Origin of the sequence: Acinetobacter bohemicus ANC 3994 (assembly GCF_000367925.1) — a bacterium.
In the GTDB taxonomy this organism is placed as follows: Bacteria; Pseudomonadota; Gammaproteobacteria; order Pseudomonadales; family Moraxellaceae; genus Acinetobacter; species Acinetobacter bohemicus.
Genome location: NZ_KB849164.1, coordinates 1,194,964 through 1,215,666 on the forward strand (window position 1 = coordinate 1,194,964; position 20,703 = coordinate 1,215,666).

At 33.8% G+C, this 20,703-nt stretch carries 22 protein-coding genes and 1 pseudogene; 5 read left to right on the plus strand and 18 right to left on the minus strand.

Translation table 11 applies throughout. The features are described 5' to 3' along the window. Positions 1–3: 3 nt before the first annotated feature. The 4 genes from F994_RS17760 to F994_RS05505 form a co-directional block, all read right to left on the minus strand. Positions 4–132: a hypothetical protein gene (locus tag F994_RS17760; protein ID WP_228128027.1), complete on the minus strand. Its 129-nt coding sequence runs from the start codon at positions 130–132 to the stop codon at positions 4–6. A 484-nt stretch (positions 133–616) separates the two neighbouring features. Then, on the minus strand, positions 617–844 hold the full coding sequence (locus F994_RS05500) for a hypothetical protein (RefSeq protein ID WP_004649165.1): 228 nt from the start codon (positions 842–844) through the stop codon (positions 617–619). A 470-nt stretch (positions 845–1,314) separates the two neighbouring features. Further along, positions 1,315–1,473 (minus strand): hypothetical protein, encoded by a 159-nt coding sequence (locus tag F994_RS17555; protein ID WP_004649167.1) that lies wholly within the window; start codon positions 1,471–1,473, stop codon positions 1,315–1,317. Between the two features lie 221 nt (positions 1,474–1,694). Then, complete coding sequence (locus F994_RS05505) at positions 1,695–2,153, minus strand: DUF2147 domain-containing protein (RefSeq protein WP_004649168.1); 459 nt, start codon at positions 2,151–2,153, stop codon at positions 1,695–1,697. Positions 2,154–3,054: 901 nt separating this feature from the next. On the opposite strand from F994_RS05505, the gene F994_RS05510 reads away from it, so the two are divergent. After that, complete coding sequence (locus F994_RS05510; protein WP_004649169.1) at positions 3,055–3,990, plus strand: sensor domain-containing diguanylate cyclase; 936 nt, start codon at positions 3,055–3,057, stop codon at positions 3,988–3,990. A 140-nt stretch (positions 3,991–4,130) separates the two neighbouring features. Here F994_RS05510 and F994_RS17765 read toward each other — a convergent pair. From F994_RS17765 to F994_RS05530, 5 genes and pseudogenes are all read right to left on the minus strand, one after another. Continuing rightward, positions 4,131–4,220, minus strand: a pseudogene (locus F994_RS17765) (IS982 family transposase); the annotation flags it as partial. 1,053 nt (positions 4,221–5,273) lie between these two features. Continuing rightward, a complete protein-coding gene (locus F994_RS05515) occupies positions 5,274–5,702 on the minus strand; it encodes an MAPEG family protein (RefSeq protein ID WP_004649171.1) in 429 nt (142 codons plus the stop codon). Between the two features lie 470 nt (positions 5,703–6,172). Continuing rightward, positions 6,173–6,970, minus strand: coding sequence for an SDR family NAD(P)-dependent oxidoreductase (locus F994_RS05520; protein ID WP_004649172.1), 798 nt, complete (start codon positions 6,968–6,970; stop codon positions 6,173–6,175). An 86-nt stretch (positions 6,971–7,056) separates the two neighbouring features. Then, positions 7,057–7,428, minus strand: a complete 372-nt coding sequence (locus tag F994_RS05525; RefSeq protein ID WP_004649173.1) for a MerR family transcriptional regulator — start codon at positions 7,426–7,428, stop codon at positions 7,057–7,059. Positions 7,429–7,493: 65 nt separating this feature from the next. Further along, positions 7,494–7,907, minus strand: a complete 414-nt coding sequence (locus F994_RS05530) for a MerR family DNA-binding protein (RefSeq protein ID WP_004649174.1) — start codon at positions 7,905–7,907, stop codon at positions 7,494–7,496. Positions 7,908–8,009: 102 nt separating this feature from the next. Here F994_RS05530 and F994_RS05535 point away from each other — a divergent pair, with 102 nt between their 5' ends. Continuing rightward, positions 8,010–9,089 carry an SDR family oxidoreductase gene (locus F994_RS05535; RefSeq protein WP_004649175.1) on the plus strand — a complete coding sequence of 360 codons (1,080 nt, stop codon included), beginning with the start codon at positions 8,010–8,012 and terminating at the stop codon, positions 9,087–9,089. A 149-nt stretch (positions 9,090–9,238) separates the two neighbouring features. On the opposite strand, the gene F994_RS05540 is transcribed toward F994_RS05535, so the two are convergent. The 3 genes from F994_RS05540 to F994_RS05550 form a co-directional block, all read right to left on the minus strand. Continuing rightward, positions 9,239–9,895 (minus strand): haloacid dehalogenase-like hydrolase, encoded by a 657-nt coding sequence (locus F994_RS05540; protein WP_004649176.1) that lies wholly within the window; start codon positions 9,893–9,895, stop codon positions 9,239–9,241. Between the two features lie 523 nt (positions 9,896–10,418). Then, complete coding sequence (locus F994_RS05545) at positions 10,419–11,129, minus strand: hypothetical protein (protein WP_004649179.1); 711 nt, start codon at positions 11,127–11,129, stop codon at positions 10,419–10,421. A gap of 180 nt (positions 11,130–11,309) precedes the next feature. After that, positions 11,310–11,888 carry a TetR family transcriptional regulator gene (locus F994_RS05550; RefSeq protein ID WP_004649180.1) on the minus strand — a complete coding sequence of 193 codons (579 nt, stop codon included), beginning with the start codon at positions 11,886–11,888 and terminating at the stop codon, positions 11,310–11,312. 102 nt (positions 11,889–11,990) lie between these two features. On the opposite strand from F994_RS05550, the gene F994_RS05555 reads away from it, so the two are divergent. Next, a complete protein-coding gene (locus F994_RS05555; protein WP_004649181.1) occupies positions 11,991–13,490 on the plus strand; it encodes an MFS transporter in 1,500 nt (499 codons plus the stop codon). A 263-nt stretch (positions 13,491–13,753) separates the two neighbouring features. On the opposite strand, the gene F994_RS05560 is transcribed toward F994_RS05555, so the two are convergent. From F994_RS05560 to pdxR, 6 genes are all read right to left on the minus strand, one after another. Then, positions 13,754–14,110, minus strand: coding sequence for a roadblock/LC7 domain-containing protein (locus F994_RS05560; protein ID WP_004649182.1), 357 nt, complete (start codon positions 14,108–14,110; stop codon positions 13,754–13,756). Between the two features lie 41 nt (positions 14,111–14,151). After that, a complete protein-coding gene (locus F994_RS05565; protein WP_004649183.1) occupies positions 14,152–15,147 on the minus strand; it encodes a hypothetical protein in 996 nt (331 codons plus the stop codon). 74 nt (positions 15,148–15,221) lie between these two features. After that, positions 15,222–15,638 carry a roadblock/LC7 domain-containing protein gene (locus tag F994_RS05570; protein ID WP_004649184.1) on the minus strand — a complete coding sequence of 139 codons (417 nt, stop codon included), beginning with the start codon at positions 15,636–15,638 and terminating at the stop codon, positions 15,222–15,224. 9 nt (positions 15,639–15,647) lie between these two features. Beyond that, complete coding sequence (locus F994_RS05575; RefSeq protein ID WP_004649185.1) at positions 15,648–16,190, minus strand: GTP-binding protein; 543 nt, start codon at positions 16,188–16,190, stop codon at positions 15,648–15,650. A 207-nt stretch (positions 16,191–16,397) separates the two neighbouring features. Next, positions 16,398–16,556: a hypothetical protein gene (locus F994_RS17365; RefSeq protein ID WP_212749465.1), complete on the minus strand. Its 159-nt coding sequence runs from the start codon at positions 16,554–16,556 to the stop codon at positions 16,398–16,400. Positions 16,557–16,684: 128 nt separating this feature from the next. Then, a complete protein-coding gene (pdxR, locus tag F994_RS05580; protein ID WP_004649186.1) occupies positions 16,685–18,166 on the minus strand; it encodes a MocR-like pyridoxine biosynthesis transcription factor PdxR in 1,482 nt (493 codons plus the stop codon). 109 nt (positions 18,167–18,275) lie between these two features. Here pdxR and F994_RS05585 point away from each other — a divergent pair, with 109 nt between their 5' ends. Both F994_RS05585 and F994_RS05590 read left to right on the plus strand, forming a co-directional pair. Further along, complete coding sequence (locus F994_RS05585) at positions 18,276–19,478, plus strand: benzoate/H(+) symporter BenE family transporter (RefSeq protein WP_004649187.1); 1,203 nt, start codon at positions 18,276–18,278, stop codon at positions 19,476–19,478. Positions 19,479–19,671: 193 nt separating this feature from the next. Beyond that, a complete protein-coding gene (locus tag F994_RS05590) occupies positions 19,672–20,127 on the plus strand; it encodes a GNAT family N-acetyltransferase (RefSeq protein ID WP_004649189.1) in 456 nt (151 codons plus the stop codon). The last annotated feature ends 576 nt before the right edge of the window (positions 20,128–20,703 follow it).

A 20,703-nucleotide genomic window follows, 5' to 3' on the forward strand; every position in this document is an offset into this window, starting at 1 on the left:
CATTTATGACTTGTCTTTATCTATTGAGTGAGGACTTGTAGTCTTATCTTGCTCTGGAGTATCAGTATCTCGTTTTTGGCATGCGGTCAGCCCAAGTGAGAGAGTTAAACAAAAAATAGCTAAATATTTCATAATATTTCTTACCTATAAAATTGTTCAAAGTATTGTGGATTTCTGGAAATAGCATCCATATCTGCAACTTTCAAAATCAATTAAAAAGACTTTTGATATATTAAGCAATGTTATGTATGTAAGCATCTCAGCAAATCCATCCTAAAAAGCAGTACTATCCGATCAACATCGTCTTCGTCCTACACTCTATTTAATGTTACTGCATATATAAAAGCAATTTTATGACTTGCCCATATCACCAGCAGTGCTACAATGACCGATTATCCAGCAAACTGCTGTCAAATTCCTGCTGCACCACTTCTTGTTAATCTTATGCACCTACTGCTTAATTTTGCAAAAGTGATTGTTGAAAGGCCCAAACCTAGAATAAAACCCAGAAATAACTTTTTCATTACTTTTCCTTTCCTAATTTTATAAATTAAAACAAAATGCTGATCTTTATAATAGAAAACCACCCGAAGGTGGTTTGAACTAGATTTACAGATTAAATTGAGTATATTTTTCTATTTTTGGGATGGTGAAAACAGCTATCTAAAGTGAGTTTGATTACCTGCCCATCAATAACGATTCTATTTGATGGTTGATAGATATTTCCACCAATATTTGAACCCAACCCACGATTAGGTTTTGGTTCATAAATTCTCTTAATTGTAACAGTATCTCCCTCATCATTAGATGCGGTAACTTCTTCAAGCTTGTAGTGATTAGACATAAATCTCCCCTCTTCAAAATACTACAATTATTAAATCAAAACTAAATGAATTTATTATGAAACTCATCACAGTCCATTTTTAATATTTTTACCGAATCTTTATGACAATAAATCTTGCAATCACTTTACTTCTTTTAAATTTCACACAATATTTTATAGAGCTTTTTAGCTTATTTTTATGCAAAAAAAACCCACACATGGAAGAGTGGGCTAAAACTAAGAACGCCTTGGAGGGCGTTAGAAACCACAGCTAGTTTCTGATTATCATTATCATTTATGTAAAGTAACTTTACAGTGGCTAAATATACCAAAAATACAAATAATGCCAACCAAATCATATGATTACCTATACTTAACTCATTATTTAGAATAATTAAAAAGCTCGATCTACTGACCGAGCTTTTGTTGTTATATAAATTGTAAAGTAGCTCATTAAAATCACGCTTATTTGTGAGGTTAATTTAAAGAAATTACACGGTAGTATTTTCAACTTTAACATTTTCATCTAACTGAGAATTTTTAGTGCTTTCATCAAACTGAGCGTTTTTTGGATTTTGCTTCTTATTCTTCATCTTCTTATAGCAATATCCCGCTGCCACACCTGCACCAATGAGAGCTAACAATTTCATCACTCACCTCAAAACAAAAAACATGGGAATACAAACCCTATCACCCATTCTTATAGCTTTACATATTCAATTGGATTATTTTTTATACAAAATGTAATTTATATACAAAAAACAAAGAATGCTCTTGTATCCTATAAAAATAAAGCCACCCAATAATGAAATTAGATGGCTTTTTATTTAGATGACTTTCATTTTTGAATCATTGATTAATGAAAATAATATTAGAGTTTCTTCCAGATCATGTTGCTTACAGTATTGCCATTTTTAGCTTTACCTTGGACTTTCATTTGATCTCCTGAAGTATTTAGACGGGCATCAATATTATATACTCGTCCATCCTGTGGGTTGACCCACACGCCTTTGCTGAATTGTTGATTGCTAGCATCCGCAACAAGCCCGTTTAGCGCCTCCATTCCAAAAATCGGCTGATTCTTTAATGTACCCTGACATTTGGTGCACACTTCAGTCTTGGGTGTACCTGGTAAAGGATAATTTTTAGTAATGACAGCACTATATTGCTGTGTTTTTGAATTCTTACGGATCACAATATCTGAAATATAATAGCCAGTATAGTCATCTATAACCTTCCATGTACCAATTAACGGATCAACAGGCATAGCAGCTAATGGATTGATGAGTCCAAACAGTAGTGCAGCAGCACCAATAAATTTACGGTTCATAAAAAAGATATTTACAATTCAGCGGGAAAAAAAGCACGGTTGTGCGTAAAGTGCGCGAGATTATAACAATTATTTTTTCTAAAAAAATAATATTTTCATTAAAATTAAATATATAGTTGATAACTAGCTTAAGAAATTAAATCAGAATATGACTTCTTTAAGTCAAAATTGGAATTTCTTTTGATTGTCACACTGTTTAATTACGATTAGATTAAGAGAAGACAGCGCACGGTACACAATAACCAATTAATTTATTTAAAATAAATAACTTACAAATATTTATACAACATAAAAAGCCGATAACAACCCGTTACTTTAATACGATGGATGTTATTAACTCGCACAAGACTTACTTCGGTGGATTTTGAATATCTTCCACTATCCTTTTCAAACCTGATAAAATTTATACACAGCATAAAAACGTGGTGGACATATGCAAATGGAAACAGCTGTCATCTCACTAATCATCGCTATCATCATTATTATTCTTGTCACTATGTACAATAAAAAGCGCTGATTTTCAAAATGAAATTTTCAAATTTACTTTGATGTGGATTTTCTTTTATCAATTTTTCTTTATAATTCTCAATTTAATAAAATCAGAATGATTAGAGTCAAATACGGCCTACTCTACTTCTTGCACTTCTTATCACAAACTGCTAAAAGCAATTAGAGGAAGTAACGCCATCAGAAGCAGTCAAAGTATATGAATTTGCTAAAATTCAATATTAAGCTATTATTTTTAGAATCTTATCCATTTTAATTGCACTATTTTCTTTAATAATATTTGATAAAATAAATCTGGACTCAATTTTTTGTTTAAAACATGAAAAGTATTGCTGGGAAAATACTCAATCGTTTTTTTGATATTAATTTTTACTATTAATGGCAGGATAATTAAATGAATAGTGCTGAATTTAAAAACTTCGAAGAAGCTGGTCAGGCTGTTTTAAAATTTTTATATCAAAAATTTGGTTTTAATTTATGGATGATTACTCGTACTGAGGGTGATGATTGGATTGTGCTTCAAAGTGAAGATAATGGATATAATGTTCAACCCGGTCAAGTATTTCGTTGGGCTGACTCTTTCTGTTCTCATATGGTACAAGGCAAAGCCCCCAGAATTGCTCCCCGATCAGAAGATATTCCACTTTATGTGAATGCACCCATAGCTAAGCAGGTAGAGATCAAAGCATATATTGGCCAACCACTCACAAAAGAAGATGGTTCTCTTTTTGGTACGCTCTGCGCGATTGATCCCAAGCCTCAATCAGATGCAATAACGAAAGAAGCTGGACTAATTGATCTATTAGGTCAAATGCTAAGTTATATTTTACAAGGAGAATTACGAGAAGTTGAACAAATACGCCAACGTGAACGCTTTAAAGAAGAAGCTCTAAATGATTCATTGACTGGATTATTCAACCGTAGGGCATGGGATAACTTAATTAGTTTAGAGGAAGAACGTTGTAAACGTTATGGGCACCCTACTGCCATTTTAATGATTGATCTTAATAATTTGAAGACTGTAAACGATAGTTTGGGACATACCGCGGGTGATGAACTCATTCAAAAGGCAGCAACGGCTTTAAAAGGTTGTGTACGCAGTAATGATATTGTAGCTCGTTTGGGTGGAGATGAATTTGCGATTCTGAGTATTGAAAATAATCAAATAAATGCAGAAAACTTAGTAAACAGAGTACTTCAAGTTTTTGCAGAAGCTAATATCAGTGCTGCTATTGGTCTTGCTATGCGCAATCCTCTTAATGGATTATTAAAAGCACTACAAGAAGCAGATGAGAAAATGTACGCGCATAAGAAAAAGATTAAGTCTTAAAGTTTTTGAAAAGATTAATTTTTTTAAGTAACCCCAATCCTGTTTAAGCGGATGCTTCCATCGTTTGAATCATCGGCTTATTTTGATGATAAAACTGATGGTCATATAACAAAGAATCATCCGATTAAACTTTTACCTCATGTTGCAATTACTGCTATAGGTTTATACAGTTGAATACGCTGATTTTTACATACAGGCAACGTGGTTGAATCAATCCATAAATGACTACTTTGGCATAATACTTACAGCTAGTTACCTTGTTTTACAAAGCTGTACCATTGTATGGTCAAATGCGTTCAACGCTATTGATGTTTCCACACCACAGAAGCATGATTCAATACACTTCTTTGCAGCAATTCATAAAAATAACACTTGGTAGTACTGGACTAACCCGCACTTTCGGACAGTACGTTTTCCTTAACGCAAAGGGCATCAAAAAGTCGCTTTACTAAAAACAGATGATCATAAAAGTTTTGATATACTGAACATTTATTACCGAAGATCTATCAGATATCACACTTTTCAAACATGTAATTTCTAAAACCAAGAATCAATCAATACAGCTATATTTTTCTAAACTCTGCCTATTAATCACTTAAAGAATATCTAATTTATAGATGTCAATATATTTTATATTAGACATAATAACTACTCTATAAAGTATAAATACCAATTTTTAGCGATATTCAAATCATATTAATTTTTATTAAATTAAATGGCTATTTAATAGCTAGATTCATTTTTTTATTTTATTTTTAAGGCAATCTTATGTTCTGTTCAAAACACAGTATTTTAGCAATATTAGTTGTACTATCTTCATTTATATCTGTTTCAACTTCAGCATCAATGCAAATTATTCATAGTCTAGATTTTCCATCTCAGCCTCAAAAAATAACAAGTCAAACAAAAAATTGTAAAAATAATGAGCAATGCAAAATACTTGCAGTTAAAAACACTTCTAAATAACTAGGCTATACTAAATAATGTGTGAAAATTTATTTTTTCAATAATCAACTTGTTCATTTTTGCAAGTTGGTTAAAATTTTTATACAGATTTTCCGACTAATTTAAATTCGGTGATGTTTGTAATAAAATATTATATTTTTGGCAAAAACCGATTTTATATACATGATATGCACGTTATATATCGGTTTTCACCAAAGCATTATTACGCTATTTTCCATCGTGCATAGGTCATCATACTTTTTCTTACCCCACCCTTATTGTATTTTTGGAAATTATTACAAAGCTGTTATAAATCAGCTAGCATGAATGGTAATAACTCAAAAATTAAAAATAACAATTACTACTTTAATTGCCATAATCAATAAGCAAATCACACCAATCATATAAGAAATAGTACGCCAAGGTTGAATACCGCCAAGATAAGTAATTGTATGAGCAACTCTGGCGATAGTGAAAATGTAAAATAACCACATAGTAAACTCATAGCTTGTATTCAGGATGATACATAATCCACCTAACACCCAGAATACAGGAATATTTTCTAAGTCATTTAGCCATGCTTGATTGGCTCTGATTACTTGCGGAAGCTCTTGATAATGCGCTGCGACTTTAACAAAATGAGCATCTTCAATATTTTTAAAAGCTTTATTTTTTATTCGATAAAATCCTTGATAGCAAGATATTACAAACATTTTAATAAAAAGTAATACAGAGCATAGGGCGTATACATATAAAAGATTATCCATACAATCATGATCCATATAATTTATTAAAAGCTTTAGTTTTTCATCCTAACATTATTAATATTTTTTTATTACATTTTTTAGAAAACACGTTGCTTGAATGAATTAGAAATTCACACAATGAACACGGACTGCGGCATACATTTTTTAAATCGAATGAGCTGTGCAGCCAGCATTCACATAAAAACCGTTCCAGTGTACTGAACTATGGAATTATTTGAGTAAGACATTGATGCTTATATGAAATGCACTTTAAATCATTTATCAGCAAAAAATTTCTTAGACTGAAAACAGTATTTTATATAGTGAATAATCATTTACTTTTTTTAAATAGCAATAGCAAATGATTATTCGTTTTGTGAGTTATCTATTCGTAGAATAAAATATTTGCGGTCAATTATTTCAAATGATCTGGAATAGAATTAAACAAAATATCTGCTTATTAAATACATCAAGGGCATACAATAGAAAAGCTATTTAACAACTCTTTTTCTGAACATATTTTCTACTATTTTTAGCATTATAAACCTAGGAATAATACGAGCAAACTGAGCTGAAAAATAGTTTCTTTTTCCTGGAATACAATATAGCTGATTACGGCCTAAAGCCCATATAGCGGCATCAACAACTGTTTCTACTGTTGAAACTGGCATTCCATCTGTATCAGCATTTGCAACTTGAGCAAAATTTGTTGCAGTATTGCCAGGACATAATGCCAAAAACCTTACTCCTGAATCAAGATTTTCTCCTGCAATTGCTTCTGTAAAATTAAGCACAAAAGTTTTAGATGCTCCATATATAGCAATATAAGGAAGAGGTTGAAATGCGGCTGTTGATGCAACATTAATGATCAATCCTTGTTTTTTTTCAAGCATAGCTGGCAAAAGTAAATAGGTTAATGTGACTAAGCTATTGATATTTAATGCCAGCATTTGATGATAACTAGTTAAAGGTTCATCTAAAAATTTTGCCCATTTTCCAAAACCAGCATTATTAATTAGAATATCAACTGTTATACGATTTTCTCTTAAATATTCTGTTAATTTATAAACTGCATTAGCTTCGGCTAAATCTAAAATAATTACATATATATTAATGCCGTAAGCAGTTTTTAACTCTTGTGCTAGATCTTGCAGTTTCATTTCAGAGCGCGCAGTAATAACTAAGTCAATTCCATTTGCCGCAAGAGTTCTCGCAAACCCCATTCCTATACCAGATGATGCCCCTGTAACTAAAGCCGTCTTACCCTTAAATGATGTCAATATATTCATGTTTTGCCGTCTCTGTTTGTTCTGGCAAGTAATATAAACCTTTACCCTAAGGTGAGAGTCAAGCGTATTTTTTAAAAAATCTCCTGTTATCCATGAATCTTTTCAACATCGTACATTTCTGTAAGCTCTTGCTCCAAGTCAAGTAAATCTTCTTCTATTCTTTCTAACTCAGCCTTTTTCTGCAAAATTTGCAGATGTTTATCTTTAAAAAGCTGTTGAGCTATTTCTAGCGGAAACCGCTTTTCTTGCGCTTTAACTTCTGCCAGTGCAGCAATTTCAGAAAGACTAAAACCTACGGTCTGCGCCCGCTTAATCATTTTAATTAACTGAATATCTAATTGTTTATAAAAACGGTATTTACCCTTACGCTCTGGTGCTGGGATTAAACCTAAGTTCTCATAATGTCGAATCGCTTTTTGTGTTACACCTGTTACCAGAGCTAATTTTCCGATATACATCTATCTATCTCTTCTTCAATTTGTAGGTGATAAATATCATTAGGTCATTCATTCTTTCAAGCTTCTCAACTGCTTTCAATTTTTCTTAATACTGTGTCCCCAATGGATATTTTCACCACATCACAGTCTTTTCTTAATGGGCAAGGCTCACCTTTTATTAGATTTTCCAGCATCGCCTGCATCTGTTGCAATTGCTCGATTTTTTCCTGAATTGCACCTAGCTTATCCTGCAAAATTTCCTGAAACTGTTCTGCTGGAATCTCACTTTCATTTACTAAATCGATGATCTGCCTGATCTCGGCAAGAGTAAATCCCAGATTCTTGGCAATCTGTATTAGTTGTAACTGTTGCAGGGTTTGTTCAGGATAATCCTTATAGCCATTATTGCGAACTAATGGCTGAATCAACTTCATTTTCTCATAAAAGCGAATTGTATCCCGGCTCATATTTATCTGTTGTGATAGCTTGCCAATCAGCATGTATAACGCCCCTTTGCATTAATAATTTTTCAAAATCACTTGACCATAGAGTGTACTCCATACTTTAGCTTAAGCATGAACAATTCAATAGAGTACATATTCATGCACATTTCAAATCAGATAGCTCTTGTGGTGGGGGCAACAGGATTTATCGGTAAATTTCTAATCGCGCGCCTGCTTAGCAACAATGCTCAGGTGTTTGCGCTATGCCGTAATGTCGAGCAGCAAGCCCCACAGCTTCGGCAGTGGCTGACAGATCAAGGTATTGCTCATCAACAGTTAAATTTTATTCAGGGTGATGTTACTCTGCCAAACTTAGGGCTGTCCAAGCAGGACTGGCAGCAACTCAAAGCAGTCAATTATCTTTACAACACCAGTGCCTTGTTTGCATGGAATTTAACAATGCAGCAGGCTAAGTCTGTTAATGTTAATGGGCTTGAGTTGTTATTAGAGCGCGTTAGTAAGCATTGCCAGTTAGAACGAGCAGTACACCTATCAGGCTATATGTTGACCCTAAATGAGCATTTGCAGGCGGCTGGCATCTATCGGAATCGTATAGAGCAGACCGATTGGCCACGGGTCTATGCTAGATTGGGAGCGTATGAAGCATCTAAAATTCAAGGGCATTTCACTTGGGTTAAACACGCTATTCAATATAATATCCCATGGACAATTATCCATCCTGCCACTGTCATTGGCGATGAAACGTCTGGGGAAATTCCGTCTTATCAACCGATAGCACACCTTATCCAACAATTAAAACAAGGAAAAATGACAGCTATTCCTGGAACATCACAGCACTACTTGCCATTGGTGTCGGTGACCATGTTGGTTGATGCTATAATTCATGCAGCCCAAGATCCAAACACCCTTCAGCAGGAAATTCTAGTGGCTAATCCTAAGCAAGTTTCCTTTCAGGAATTGATTCAGCTTATTGCACAGCAATTACATCTTAAGCCACCACGTTACTTTATTTCGCTAAAGTTACTTAAGCAGGTTTTAAAATGGAGTTGGTTGGCACAAAAACTAGATATGTCTGCTGAAATGCTAAATTTTATTAGAACGGAACCGCTCGATTTGGAGCGATTTATCGCATTAAATCAACAGTGGAACATCCCAAATACCGATATTGAAAGTAAAGTAAAAAAGACCGTGGCATGGGTTAGTCGATTAAAATCTTAAACAGATTTTTATACTCAAATAGGCAGGTATAACCTTTAAATTTTTTTAAATTCGCATAATACAGCTTATATGAGGGGTAAAAAGCGAGGATCTACTATCCTCGCGTCATGTAACGATGATTAGGTTAAATGAGGAGAGCTCAAGGATAGTTAGTTCCATTCTAAATAGTGCATGTTTTTTAGTTTTTTACTTAAATTCTTTTGCTTATCCCCATTGATTAAATAAGGATATTTGCTATTTATCAAAATAGGATAATCATTTTTAATATCATCCGTATAGGTTGCAAACCATTTGTAATTTATCCCAATTAATTTCAATCGGTTAACTTTTTCTTCGTTTATACAATAGGTTCCTCCAACCCATCCACCTACTTTATTTTTTAGTGGTGTACCAACATACATGACATTTAAACCTATAGATTCTAATAATTCTTTAGCTAATAACTCAGGAGACCCTGTTGCGATGACGATATCTCTACCTTCTATTAAATGAGAGTTAAGTTCAGAGATACCTTCTTTAAACCAATATAAATTAGGAATAGAATTATTTTTTATTCCCATTGCAAATGTTTTGAAATTTTCTTCAAGCTGCTGTCTACTTAGTCCATATGTAGCAATCCATAAAAATATTGAAATTCCTAAAATTTTATATTTTTTAAATTTCATAAAAATTATTGCTAAAGGCATAATAGCAATTGCAGTTAGAAACCTAAGAGGATGAGATTTTAATTGTTTAGTTATCCAAATTCTTGTAGCATCACTTGATAATAGTGTTCCATCCAAATCAAAAACAACAATTTCTGACATTTGTATTATATTCTCTGATATGAGGACTAATTAATTTTTCTAAAACCAACATAATATACCTTATACGAAATTCCTGAATTTCAAGCTTTTACTTAACATAAAATTTATTATATGGACCTAAAGTTTGTATAAATTCTTTATGTTAAATTGGCAGTATAGATGTTATATTTTTACTCAAATTTGGATAAAAAAACAATCTTGTAAATATTCAATAGGTTTTCCATTATACAGCAATGAAAAATCACCATCATACTCCGATAAACTCGTACTTTCATCAATAATACCTAATACATTACTAGCAGATTTAATCATCGTCTGCTATAAAATTGAGAAAAATATTAGCTTATCTTCATCTGATATAGTATTAAAAAAATGCTTTGCTCTAACACAATTATGGTCTTTTTTTCTGATTCAGAATATTCAGTTAAAAGATTTTTATAAATATCTACATTTTCATTAATAATTTCATTTTTTAAATGCCTCAGCTAATTTTTTAATCCATTTTTTTCATTTTATTTTAGTTTTACTTAAAAGTCTCAAAAATTACTTTTTCTAACTTTATTTTTGCACTGTATTTTAAAACATTTCCATGGGCAGCTACTAAACTTGTGAAATCCAAATCTAATAAATTCTCAAAATCATATTTAAGACTTTCTTTTTGTGTGGAGACTTTTTTCAGCCATGGTCCACCAATAAATAAATCTAAACGGAACCCCATTAAAGATAAAATAAGTTTACTTAAAAAACTTATATGGTTCCAATCATCCCAGTATTGAATACTATCTGTGGTAATCAACAACTTACTTTCTTGCAAAAATAGTGCCGCTTCTGGAAACTTGGCTGATTCAAAAACAAAAAATAGACTTTGGGGAATTGGAGATTTTACTGTTTTATTAATAAATTTATTAGGCGTTAAATTGGAATAATTATTATGATTTTCCTGACTCCAGAAATCAGCTTTATATTTATCAATATAAAATTGATCATCTAATCCATGGAAGTCACCTAGTCGAATAATATTCTTTACAGTGCCTAATTCATCTAGTATTTCTAAGTTTTTGTTATTTAGACGAACAGCATTAACTATAGTAAGTTCAGTTCCATTACGAACCACTATCATGTTTCGATTCATCTGTAACAATGGACCTATTTTTATACTTCCACGTAATAAGTAAACATTAGGGAAAATTTCTTTTAAAAAATCCTGTGGTGTTACATCAGCATATTTCTTCATGGTTGATAATTTTTAATATGTAAGCTATTACCAATACTATCTTTAATTATATCATTTTTATTAACGTGAATTATTTATAAGCCTAATCGTCATTCAATATAATGAGCATTACACGAAGCGAGGTTCTAGATCCTCACTTTTCTATTTAGCATAAGGTATATCATGTTAATTTTAGCTAAATTAAACTTTTTGATTAATTTTATTTTCAATTAAATGAGTTACTAATTGAGTCATATATTGATAGGTAAATAAATGAGAATGAAACTTTACCAGCCCTTCTAATCCTAAAGTTAGGCCTATAAATTGCCAAGCCATATCATCAAGGTTTTCATGATGATTTTTTAACGATGCCGATTCCAATATTTTTTTTACAGACTTCTGCCATTCTTCAATTGCTATTAAAAAAACTTTATTAAATTCAGGACTAGTTTGGCTATTTTGTTCAGCATCATTCCACAATCGAACGTAAGGTAATTCATCTTCTGATTCAGTAAAACCTAGAGCCAAAAGTATTTTCTCAGTTAAACTTAAATTATCATCTATTTCACTGATATCTAAATTCTTATAAATGAGCTGCATAAATACTTCACACTTTAATTCTTGAATAGTTTTAAAGTGATGATGAATAAGCCCTACAGACAAAGAAGCTTTTTGAGCTAAATGACGTACTGTCAATGTATTCAAACCATCATCTAATGCGATTGTCATAGCAGCATCTAAGATCTGTTTTTTTCTTTCCGTTTTACTTAAGTAGCTCATTTTCTAACACAGTCATTTACAACATCATCAGCATATACAAGTTGCGTAAAAAATCAAAAAATAGTATAAATTTGAACATGTGTTCAAATTTATACTATTTTTATGTTTTTACATCCCAAATGGTTCATTTTAGCCATTGTCGTGGGGCTTTATCTTCCTGTGGCTATTGATGCAACTGTACTCCACATCGCCGTACCTACCTTAAGCCAAGAATTGAAAGCAAGCACATCACAACTGTTATGGATTATTGATATCTATCCATTGCTGATGGCTGGGCTTATTTTAGTAATGGGCGCTTTAGGCGATAAAATTGGTTATCGAAAACTCATGCTTATGGGTAGTATCATTTTTGGTATAGCCTCGGTGCTAGCAGCACTCTCACCTACAGCAAATTTTTTAATTTTTTCAAGAGCTATATTGGCCTTAGGTGCATCCATGATTATGCCTGCCACTTTAGCTTGTCTACGTCATACATTTATGGATGAAAAAGAACGAAACTTTGCTCTAGGAATGTGGGTTATGGCTGGGGGGGCTGGTGCCGCTTTCGGGCCTTTAGTCGGTGGATTGTTGTTAGAATACTTCTATTGGGGATCAGTATTCTTGATTAATGTTCCTATTATAGTTGTTGTAACTATATGTATTTTAAAGTATCTGCCTAAACAAAATTTTATACATGAAAAAAAATTAAATCTATTAGATGCACTAATACTGATAACAGCCATTCTTTTCGTAATTTACAGTTTAAAAGCCGGCTTAAAAGAATTTGATCCTCAATTCATTCTTCTTGGGCTTATAGGGGTTGTACTCGGTTTTTTATTTGTAAAAAGGCAGATTAAAAGTGATCAACCCCTATTTGATCTTAAGCTATTCACATCGAAATCTGTGAAATATGGTTTCACCATTTCAGTTGTTGCGATGATTGCACTGGTAGGATTTGAGTTACTGATTTCTCAAAAACTACAATACGTGTATCAGTTTAGTCCATTACAAGCTGGCCTATATATTTTACCGTTTATGATTGCAGTCAGTGTAGGTGGGGTGATTAGTACACCTCTTCTAAATAAGTTTGGAGCTAAAAGAGTTGCAGTATTTAGCTTAATACTAAGTTCTATATCTATGTATTTTTTATCAGCTGTTAATTATGAAACTGAATACTTATTTTCAGCTTTTTGTATGATCTTATTAGGACTAAGTATTCTATGTGCCTTTTTAGCAGCTACATCAGCAATTTTATCAGGGGCACCTATTGAACAAGCATCATCTGCTGGTGCAATTGAAGGAATGTCCTATGAGTTAGGAACAGGTTTAGGTGTAACAATCTTCGGTTTAATGGCATCTTTTTTCTACACAAAAAATGTGGATTTTCATCATGTTTTTAGTGCTGATCAACTGAAAACAGCTGAAAGTTCTATAGGTGGAACTTATCAAGTTCTTCCAAATCTATCAGCAGAAAATGCAGATCTCATCATGAAATCAGCCAATTCAGCTTTTGTTATGGCTCATAGCTCTATTTTAATCTTTTCAAGTTTAATACTTTTGTTTCTTGCTATCTTTATCTGGATCTTTTGGCGGGAAACTTACACCAAATCCCTGCCCATTTAACAGAAATGGCGACCACGAAAAAAATAATTGTATATTAATTTAATTATCAATCACTTAAGAAATCTAAACCAATCTCAAAACAATAAAAAGCCAACTTAAAAATAAGTTGGCTTTTTTATCTACAACTTCGGAATAAAGCCTGTAACTCACGTGTTGATGCTGTGCAATAGGCTTTGAATGAGACTTTTAAAGAATAAGAGCGCTCATCAAATGATGAGCCCTCTTATTTCAAATCAATTTCTTATCTGCGACTTGCAGTTTCATTAAGAAAAATCTAATTCTTTTTCGAATGCTTTTAACTCATAACGAGCCATTGCTAAGTTCGATTTTGAACGATCTAAGACTAAATAAAGAAATAATGCATCATTCGAATCTAAAGGACGGATTAAATGATATTGTTTACCTAAAGTAATTAAAATATCTTCAATATCATCATTTAGTTGTAATGTTTTAGCAACCTTACGTTTTGAACGAATGACTTCCGTATTCCCTGCTGCTGCAAGCTCTAAATCTACACCACTCCCCTGTGTTGCCAAAGCAAGTCCACTTTCGCTATCAACCAATGCAGCTGCAACAAAACCATCTAAATTTGTTAATGTATCTAAACCAATACGTGCCATTTTTTACACCTCAACAATAGGGTTTCCCCTGAAAAATTTATTTATAAGCCAAGTTTCTTTCGAAGCTTCCCAAAAAAGCTACGAAGTTTATTTGTTTGACCTGTTTCAATCAGGTTTATTTCTGTAGAGAATTTAACTTCATCCGATTCAACAATTCGCCCCAATTGAAGTAAGCTTGCACAGCCAACAAAATTCAATATTTTTTCATCAGTTGAATTCAGATGTTGTTTAACTGCCTCAATATTGGCCCCTTCTGAAAAACAGGCTGCCATTTTCAAGTAATCTCGTCGGCGCATATCTCTTTCAAACTGTGGCCAAATCTCTAATTTAAAATTCTGATTTAGTTCTATTTTCGCAAGACGTATCATCGAAGACTGACTTAAAATCAGCCACAACCAAACTCGCAAATCATAAATTAACTTACCTTCAGTTTGTTCTTGCACGACTTGACTCGTTGCATAGGTTTGATTCAAAGATTCGTTAAACTGTAGTCCAGTCATATTTTCTTCAACCCATACACGCTCTGTCCGTGTATCGATAAGTGCAATAAATCCACTAGCATCAAACAATTGAATATACCCATTGCGTGGCGTAAAGATCTCTGCAAATACGTCTTCTATAGTCGCATCAGGTTTCAAAGCGACAGGAAATTTACTTCTGGTATCAATATAAAGTTGCTTATCATTTAACTCAGATTCGATTGGTTTAATAGCAGGTAAAACTTCTTGTGAAAGCCACTCATGCAAGTATTGTAAATCTGAAAAAGGATAGAATAATTGATCATCAATAATTCGCCCTAAATCGCTATTTGACTTTGTTAATCTCAAATAGCGTTTCACTTTTTCTTTTAATACCTTTTGAATACCAATCGAATTAAAAAAAACATCACTGACCAATAACACATCAATTTTATCTTCAGCAATATTGACCCACTTAAGATGTGTATTTGCAGGCAGACATAACGAAATCTGAGTCTTTAATTGGTTTAGGTCTGTCGTATTTAAACCAAATATCGCTATTTTTAAAACTTGCGTCATTTTAAACCCACATTAAAATCATGAGATTCGCTATATCTAAAAGAATTAACTTTCTGATTTAGGCTATTGAACATTTAAGACACTTCTTTAATTTGAGGCTTTGCTAAACTCTCACTCAACTTTTTGAAGTAATACAGCATTTGCCCCATCAAAATATCTTTATTGGTCACAGCAACAATCACCATAGGATGGTGTGGATGGTCTACAGCAGTTAAAAATACTTTGCCATTTTCTGCATCTAAAGTAATTGTTTGACATCCGAACAATTGAATTTCGGATATGAAAGCGGAGACCATTGCTAAGATTGAGCTACTTACGGCAGCAATTTTTCCGGTGTTTTCTATATTCTTTTTTGAAGCAAGCGAGAGCTCAAAACCATCAGATGAGCACAACATAACAAAATTTACACCACTCACTTCATTTAAAAAATCGTGCAATTCTTGGCTAGAAAATGCTTTGAACTCTTGTCCTACTTCACGTGAATTAATCATTTTCTACCTTTATATCGTTATTGCAGGTTGCATTTCTAATTTTGCAATGAGCATTTCTATCATTAACAAAACATCATCTTTTTTGCGTGCATCAACTGCAAATAAGGGGAATTTTTTTTGATGAATTTGCATCCAATCCCGATATATTTTTAACTTTTGATCATGTTCTAAATCTAAATGTGTTACCCCAACAACAATATTCGTACCTAAATCTTCAAATGCTTTTAAATAGAACTCTAAGTCTTTTAATCTTTGGGAACTACTGTGATCAATTAAAACGACGATACCTATTGCCCCTTTACAGACAATTGACCACATAAAATCAAAGCGGTCCTGTCCCGGTGTGCCGTATAAACCTATCTTAGTACCGTCATCTAAACTGATTTCGCCATAATCAATGCCGACAGTTGTTAACGCTTTTTGATGTGCTTGAGTATCTGTATTAACTGCTTCAGTGCTGAGGACACCAGTATCAGATAATGCTTTTATGGCAGCAGATTTACCTGCTCCCATTGTTCCCCCGAAAACAATTTTATATTGCTGCAAAATCACAATGCAAACCTTACTTTTTCAAATTAATGCGACATATTTCACATTATATTTGAAATATGCGTTTATAAAAAGCACTTTTCAATAAATTTATTTAATTTTTCTTTTTAAAATCAATGACTATTTAGAAAAACTTTACAATAAATACAAGTCCGGCTTAAACCAAAATTCCATAACTTGATTTGCCAGCATATCCACTTGATCTAAAGCCTACTCATTAAACGGATGCAGCTGAGCATGGATGCTGTCAAAATCACCTAGAGTCTGCTGTTCAAGCAAATGTGCGATCATCGCTTCAGATGGCAAGAGTTGAGTAATATCTGTCGTGCTGTCAAAATAGGAAACGAGGCCGTCCTGTTGTTCAAACACACAGCTAGTCCACCAAATAACTGTCCATCTCCCACATTAGTGACATAGTTCGGTTGCACTTCGTCTAAGAATCTAAGATTCAATAAACTTTGAAATATAGCTTTGTACAAAAATACCTATCTTAAAAATTAAATTTTTTTAATAGATTTTGCCAATCTTTCAATATGTTCATGAATTTCATTAACTGTATGTGCCGCATAACCTATGAGTACAGCAGCTTTTTGAGATGAATTCTGACAATATCTTGATAAGGGCTGCACCGTCAGACCTACTTTTGCACATTGAGCAACAAAATCTTGCTCTGTCCAATTTTCTTTAAGCCAACATACCAAATGAATACCAGAATCAGTGGGTTCTACAGTTAATATATCGAAAAGATAGTGCTGAATTGCCAGAATTAAGGCCTGTTGACGTTCATAACAAGCTTTACGAACTTTACGTACATGCCGAGCATAATGTCCATCCTGTATAAATGTTGCCAGTGCAACTTGCTCAAGAGAGGAACTACGGGTATCGGTATAGTATTTTGCCAGACTAAAAACACCAATTAAGGCTTCAGGAACGACCATAAATCCCAGTCTAAATTCAGGAAACATCATTTTAGAAAATGTCCCCGAATATATCACTCGTTGCTGTTGATCTAAGCCCTGTAACGCTTGAATTGGGTGTGTTCCATAACGAAACTCACTATTATAGTCATCTTCAAAAATCCATTTTTGCTGTTGCGTGGCCCAGTCCAGTAAAGCCAAACGCCGAGCAAGGCTGAGTGTGCCACCAAGCGGAAATTGATGTGACGGTGCGGTATAAATCAGTTTACTTGCTGAATAGTGCTGAATAATGTCAGGGATTTTCATGCCTTCATGATCACTTTCAATCGGCTGTACGGTCGCCCCAAAACTACGAAATATGTTTAAAGCAGCATCATAACCGGGTTCATCTAAACACACTTGGTCATGTGGCTGTAACAGCGCATACGCCGCCAAATGAATAGCCTGTTGTGTCCCATTGACAATTAAAATTTGCTGTTCAGTACAATTTAATCCTCTGGTCGATTGAACATATTGGCAAATTGCCTGACGCAAAGGCAGATACCCTCGTGGGTCGTGGAATTGTCCTAATTGATAATAGGATTGTCGCCAAGCTCGCCCCAATAATTTTCCCCAAAGTTGATGCGGAAATAAATCCACACAGCCCACACCCACATGAAACATTTTCTTTTCTTGGCTAGATAAATTCTGCTTGTGCCAATGCGGTAATAAACGGGCGATATGAGGGTTAATATTGAGCGTTTGCGTCGGTTGATGTACAGCATGTGGTATATCATTTTTAATTTGAATCAGTTGGTCAGGAATAACATCCGCTACATAAGTGCCTGAACTGGGTTTGGTAACTAAATAGCCTTCATCTAGTAGACGTTCCAACGCTGCTAATACCGAATTACGGGAAATCGACATCATTTCTGCTAAAGCACGGCTTGAAGGCAGTTTTGCGCCAGCAGACAAGTGCCCCGCTAAAATCGCATCACGTAAAGCACAATACAAACCATCTTTAATCTGCTGCCCTTTAGGCAAAATTAAATGTGGAAAATAAGCGGAAGAAGCAGTTTTCATCGTAAAACTGGTACTTTAAAAAATATCAGAAGTGTATCTTACGACCATACCATCATTAAAAATACACTCCCCCCCTTTCATTGTTGAAATATTTTAGGGGGATAAATTTATGTCTGTTCGACGTTCATCTTTTCAACGTCCATCCCATGATTTACTGCCTCCAATCATGGCAGGCTTAATCTCGGTGATTGTCAATTATGGCGGTACGTTTATTTTAATCTTTCAAGCTGCACAGCTGGCTGGCCTTAGCCCTGAACTTACCGCCTCATGGGTGTGGTCAATTTCTATCGGTGTTGGTATCACAGGAATATTATTAAGCTGGTATACACAAGAACCAATTATTACCGCATGGTCTACCCCTTCGGCAGCATTTCTAATGACTGCCCTTGTCACAGTGCCCTATAGCGAAGCGATTGGAGCATATTTACTTTCTGCCTTAGCATTTGTGGTTTTGGGGATTACAGGTTATTTTGAAAAACTGATTCGTCTAATCCCGATTGGGATTGCATCAGGTTTACTGGCAGGGATTTTATTACAGTTTGGCATTGCTGCCTTTACCAATATGACGATTGATCCATTATTGGCAATTTCATTATTTTTAATATATCTCATCACCAAGCGTTTCTCTGCACGATATGCCATTGTTAGTGTTTTGATATTTGGTTTTATTTTCCTGTTGCTCCAATCAAGAATTAATTTTGCTGGATTTGAACTAAAATTAGCATCACCTATTTTTACTGCTCCTGCTTTTTCTATCAATTCGGCATTAAGTATTGCCTTACCTTTATTTTTAATTACCTTAACAGGGCAATATATGCCAGGTTTATTGATCTTAAAAAATGATGGTTTTAAAACCAATGCCAAACCGATTCTCACCGTGACAGGTTTAGGTTCCTTCTTGATGGCACCATTTGGTTCACATGCGTTTAATATTGCGGCGATTACAGCAGCAATATGTACAGGTAAAGAGTCCCATGAAGACCCATCAAAACGCTGGGTTGCAGGAATTGCCGCAGGTGTATTTTATATTTTGGTCGGGATTTTTGGCGTAACATTGGCGACAGTATTTGCAGCATTTCCAGCTACATTTATTAGTACATTGGCAGGGCTTGCTTTATTAGGAACAATTGCGGGAAGTCTTGCCAATGCCATGAATGATGTTGATAGCCGTGAAGCTGCTTTAATTACCTTTCTTGCCACTGCCGCCAATATCACACTATTTGGTATTGGTGGGGCATTTTGGGGATTAGTTTTAGGTTTAATAGCTTATCTCATGCTAAATGGTAAATTAAAAATTCTTGTTTCTTCATGATTTTATAGTTAATTCTGCATTATGATCAATTCACAGCATACTATGTTTAGTATGCTGTTTTTATCTATCAGAAGAAAATTTACTCTTAAAACTGGTACTGTCTAAAATACTAAAACTGTATCTTATAAGAGCACCATATCAAGATTATGCTTGGCTCCTCTATCTTTTCAAACAGCTAAAGGGATGTGTCAACATGCAAAATCAAGACCTTCAGGTCATTCCTGTTCAACAACAAGATTATCAACAGTGGCTGCCTTATTGGCTTGCCTATCAAAAATTTTATAATGTCAATTTATCCAATACTGTGACTCAAACTACATGGCAACGCTTTTTTGATGAAGCCGAACCGATTTATTGTGCAGTTGCCAAACAAGGGGAAAACGTTTTAGGTTTTGTACATTATGTGATTCACCGTTCGACTTGGGCAACACAGGATTATTGTTATCTGGAAGATTTATACGTATCGCCTGAAGCGCGTGGGCAACATATTGGTAAAAGCCTGATTGAATATGTACAAAAACAAGCAATTTCTCAACAGTGTGGGCGTTTATATTGGCATACGCAGGAAATTAATCATACCGCACAAAAACTATATGACTGGATTGCTGAAAAACCTGGAATAATTCAATATCGCATGTCTTTAGAATAGAGATAAAAGAGTCCACCAATACAATATCGTGGACTCTTTTTTTAAAGCTATTTTAACCGTTTAATAAATCTCTTTAATAAGTTACTTTTTACTCTGTTGCACTTCGTCTGAGAATCTAAGATATAAATTCCAACGATTAATTGATTACTGCTTTTAAGCTTATTCCAAATCACTGTAGTCTATTAGCTGATAAACCCTGCCATATACTACAGTTGCTATTTAGCTATTACCCAGTTCAATATCTAAAACCTTTGAATGTCTAAAAATATTATCAACGCCCCCTGACGCAAAAGATGCATGAGCTGTACTTTACTGTCACGAAATCCCTTAAAGGCAAAAAATACATGTACTGAGAAAAGTATGACCAGCAGTACATTCAAACCAAAATTCAGCATTACCCGCTCCTGCAGCTATATATGCCTAGGGTAAAATTTCTATGACTAAAGTAAACGTACTTGTTCCAATGGAATGAGGGATTGATCTAATACCTAACACAGTACTTTGACGTAATTTAATTTTTTGCAATTTATTCTTTAATTTGAAATAAAAAATCTAAATATAAAGAAATAATGTTTA

Bases quoted from the DNA above. Each gene is read 5' to 3' on its own strand.
- F994_RS17760 (WP_228128027.1), bottom strand. From the start codon at position 132: ATGAAATATTTAGCTATTTTTTGTTTAACTCTCTCACTTGGGCTGACC.
- F994_RS05500 (WP_004649165.1), bottom strand. From the start codon at position 844: ATGTCTAATCACTACAAGCTTGAAGAAGTTACCGCATCTAATGATGAG.
- F994_RS17555 (WP_004649167.1), bottom strand. From the start codon at position 1,473: ATGAAATTGTTAGCTCTCATTGGTGCAGGTGTGGCAGCGGGATATTGC.
- F994_RS05505 (WP_004649168.1), bottom strand. From the start codon at position 2,153: ATGAACCGTAAATTTATTGGTGCTGCTGCACTACTGTTTGGACTCATC.
- F994_RS05510 (WP_004649169.1), top strand. From the start codon at position 3,055: ATGAATAGTGCTGAATTTAAAAACTTCGAAGAAGCTGGTCAGGCTGTT.
- F994_RS05515 (WP_004649171.1), bottom strand. From the start codon at position 5,702: ATGGATAATCTTTTATATGTATACGCCCTATGCTCTGTATTACTTTTT.
- F994_RS05520 (WP_004649172.1), bottom strand. From the start codon at position 6,970: ATGAATATATTGACATCATTTAAGGGTAAGACGGCTTTAGTTACAGGG.
- F994_RS05525 (WP_004649173.1), bottom strand. From the start codon at position 7,428: ATGTATATCGGAAAATTAGCTCTGGTAACAGGTGTAACACAAAAAGCG.
- F994_RS05530 (WP_004649174.1), bottom strand. From the start codon at position 7,907: ATGCTGATTGGCAAGCTATCACAACAGATAAATATGAGCCGGGATACA.
- F994_RS05535 (WP_004649175.1), top strand. From the start codon at position 8,010: ATGCACATTTCAAATCAGATAGCTCTTGTGGTGGGGGCAACAGGATTT.
- F994_RS05540 (WP_004649176.1), bottom strand. From the start codon at position 9,895: ATGTCAGAAATTGTTGTTTTTGATTTGGATGGAACACTATTATCAAGT.
- F994_RS05545 (WP_004649179.1), bottom strand. From the start codon at position 11,129: ATGAAGAAATATGCTGATGTAACACCACAGGATTTTTTAAAAGAAATT.
- F994_RS05550 (WP_004649180.1), bottom strand. From the start codon at position 11,888: ATGAGCTACTTAAGTAAAACGGAAAGAAAAAAACAGATCTTAGATGCT.
- F994_RS05555 (WP_004649181.1), top strand. From the start codon at position 11,991: ATGTTTTTACATCCCAAATGGTTCATTTTAGCCATTGTCGTGGGGCTT.
- F994_RS05560 (WP_004649182.1), bottom strand. From the start codon at position 14,110: ATGGCACGTATTGGTTTAGATACATTAACAAATTTAGATGGTTTTGTT.
- F994_RS05565 (WP_004649183.1), bottom strand. From the start codon at position 15,147: ATGACGCAAGTTTTAAAAATAGCGATATTTGGTTTAAATACGACAGAC.
- F994_RS05570 (WP_004649184.1), bottom strand. From the start codon at position 15,638: ATGATTAATTCACGTGAAGTAGGACAAGAGTTCAAAGCATTTTCTAGC.
- pdxR (WP_004649186.1), bottom strand. From the start codon at position 18,166: ATGAAAACTGCTTCTTCCGCTTATTTTCCACATTTAATTTTGCCTAAA.
- F994_RS05585 (WP_004649187.1), top strand. From the start codon at position 18,276: ATGTCTGTTCGACGTTCATCTTTTCAACGTCCATCCCATGATTTACTG.
- F994_RS05590 (WP_004649189.1), top strand. From the start codon at position 19,672: ATGCAAAATCAAGACCTTCAGGTCATTCCTGTTCAACAACAAGATTAT.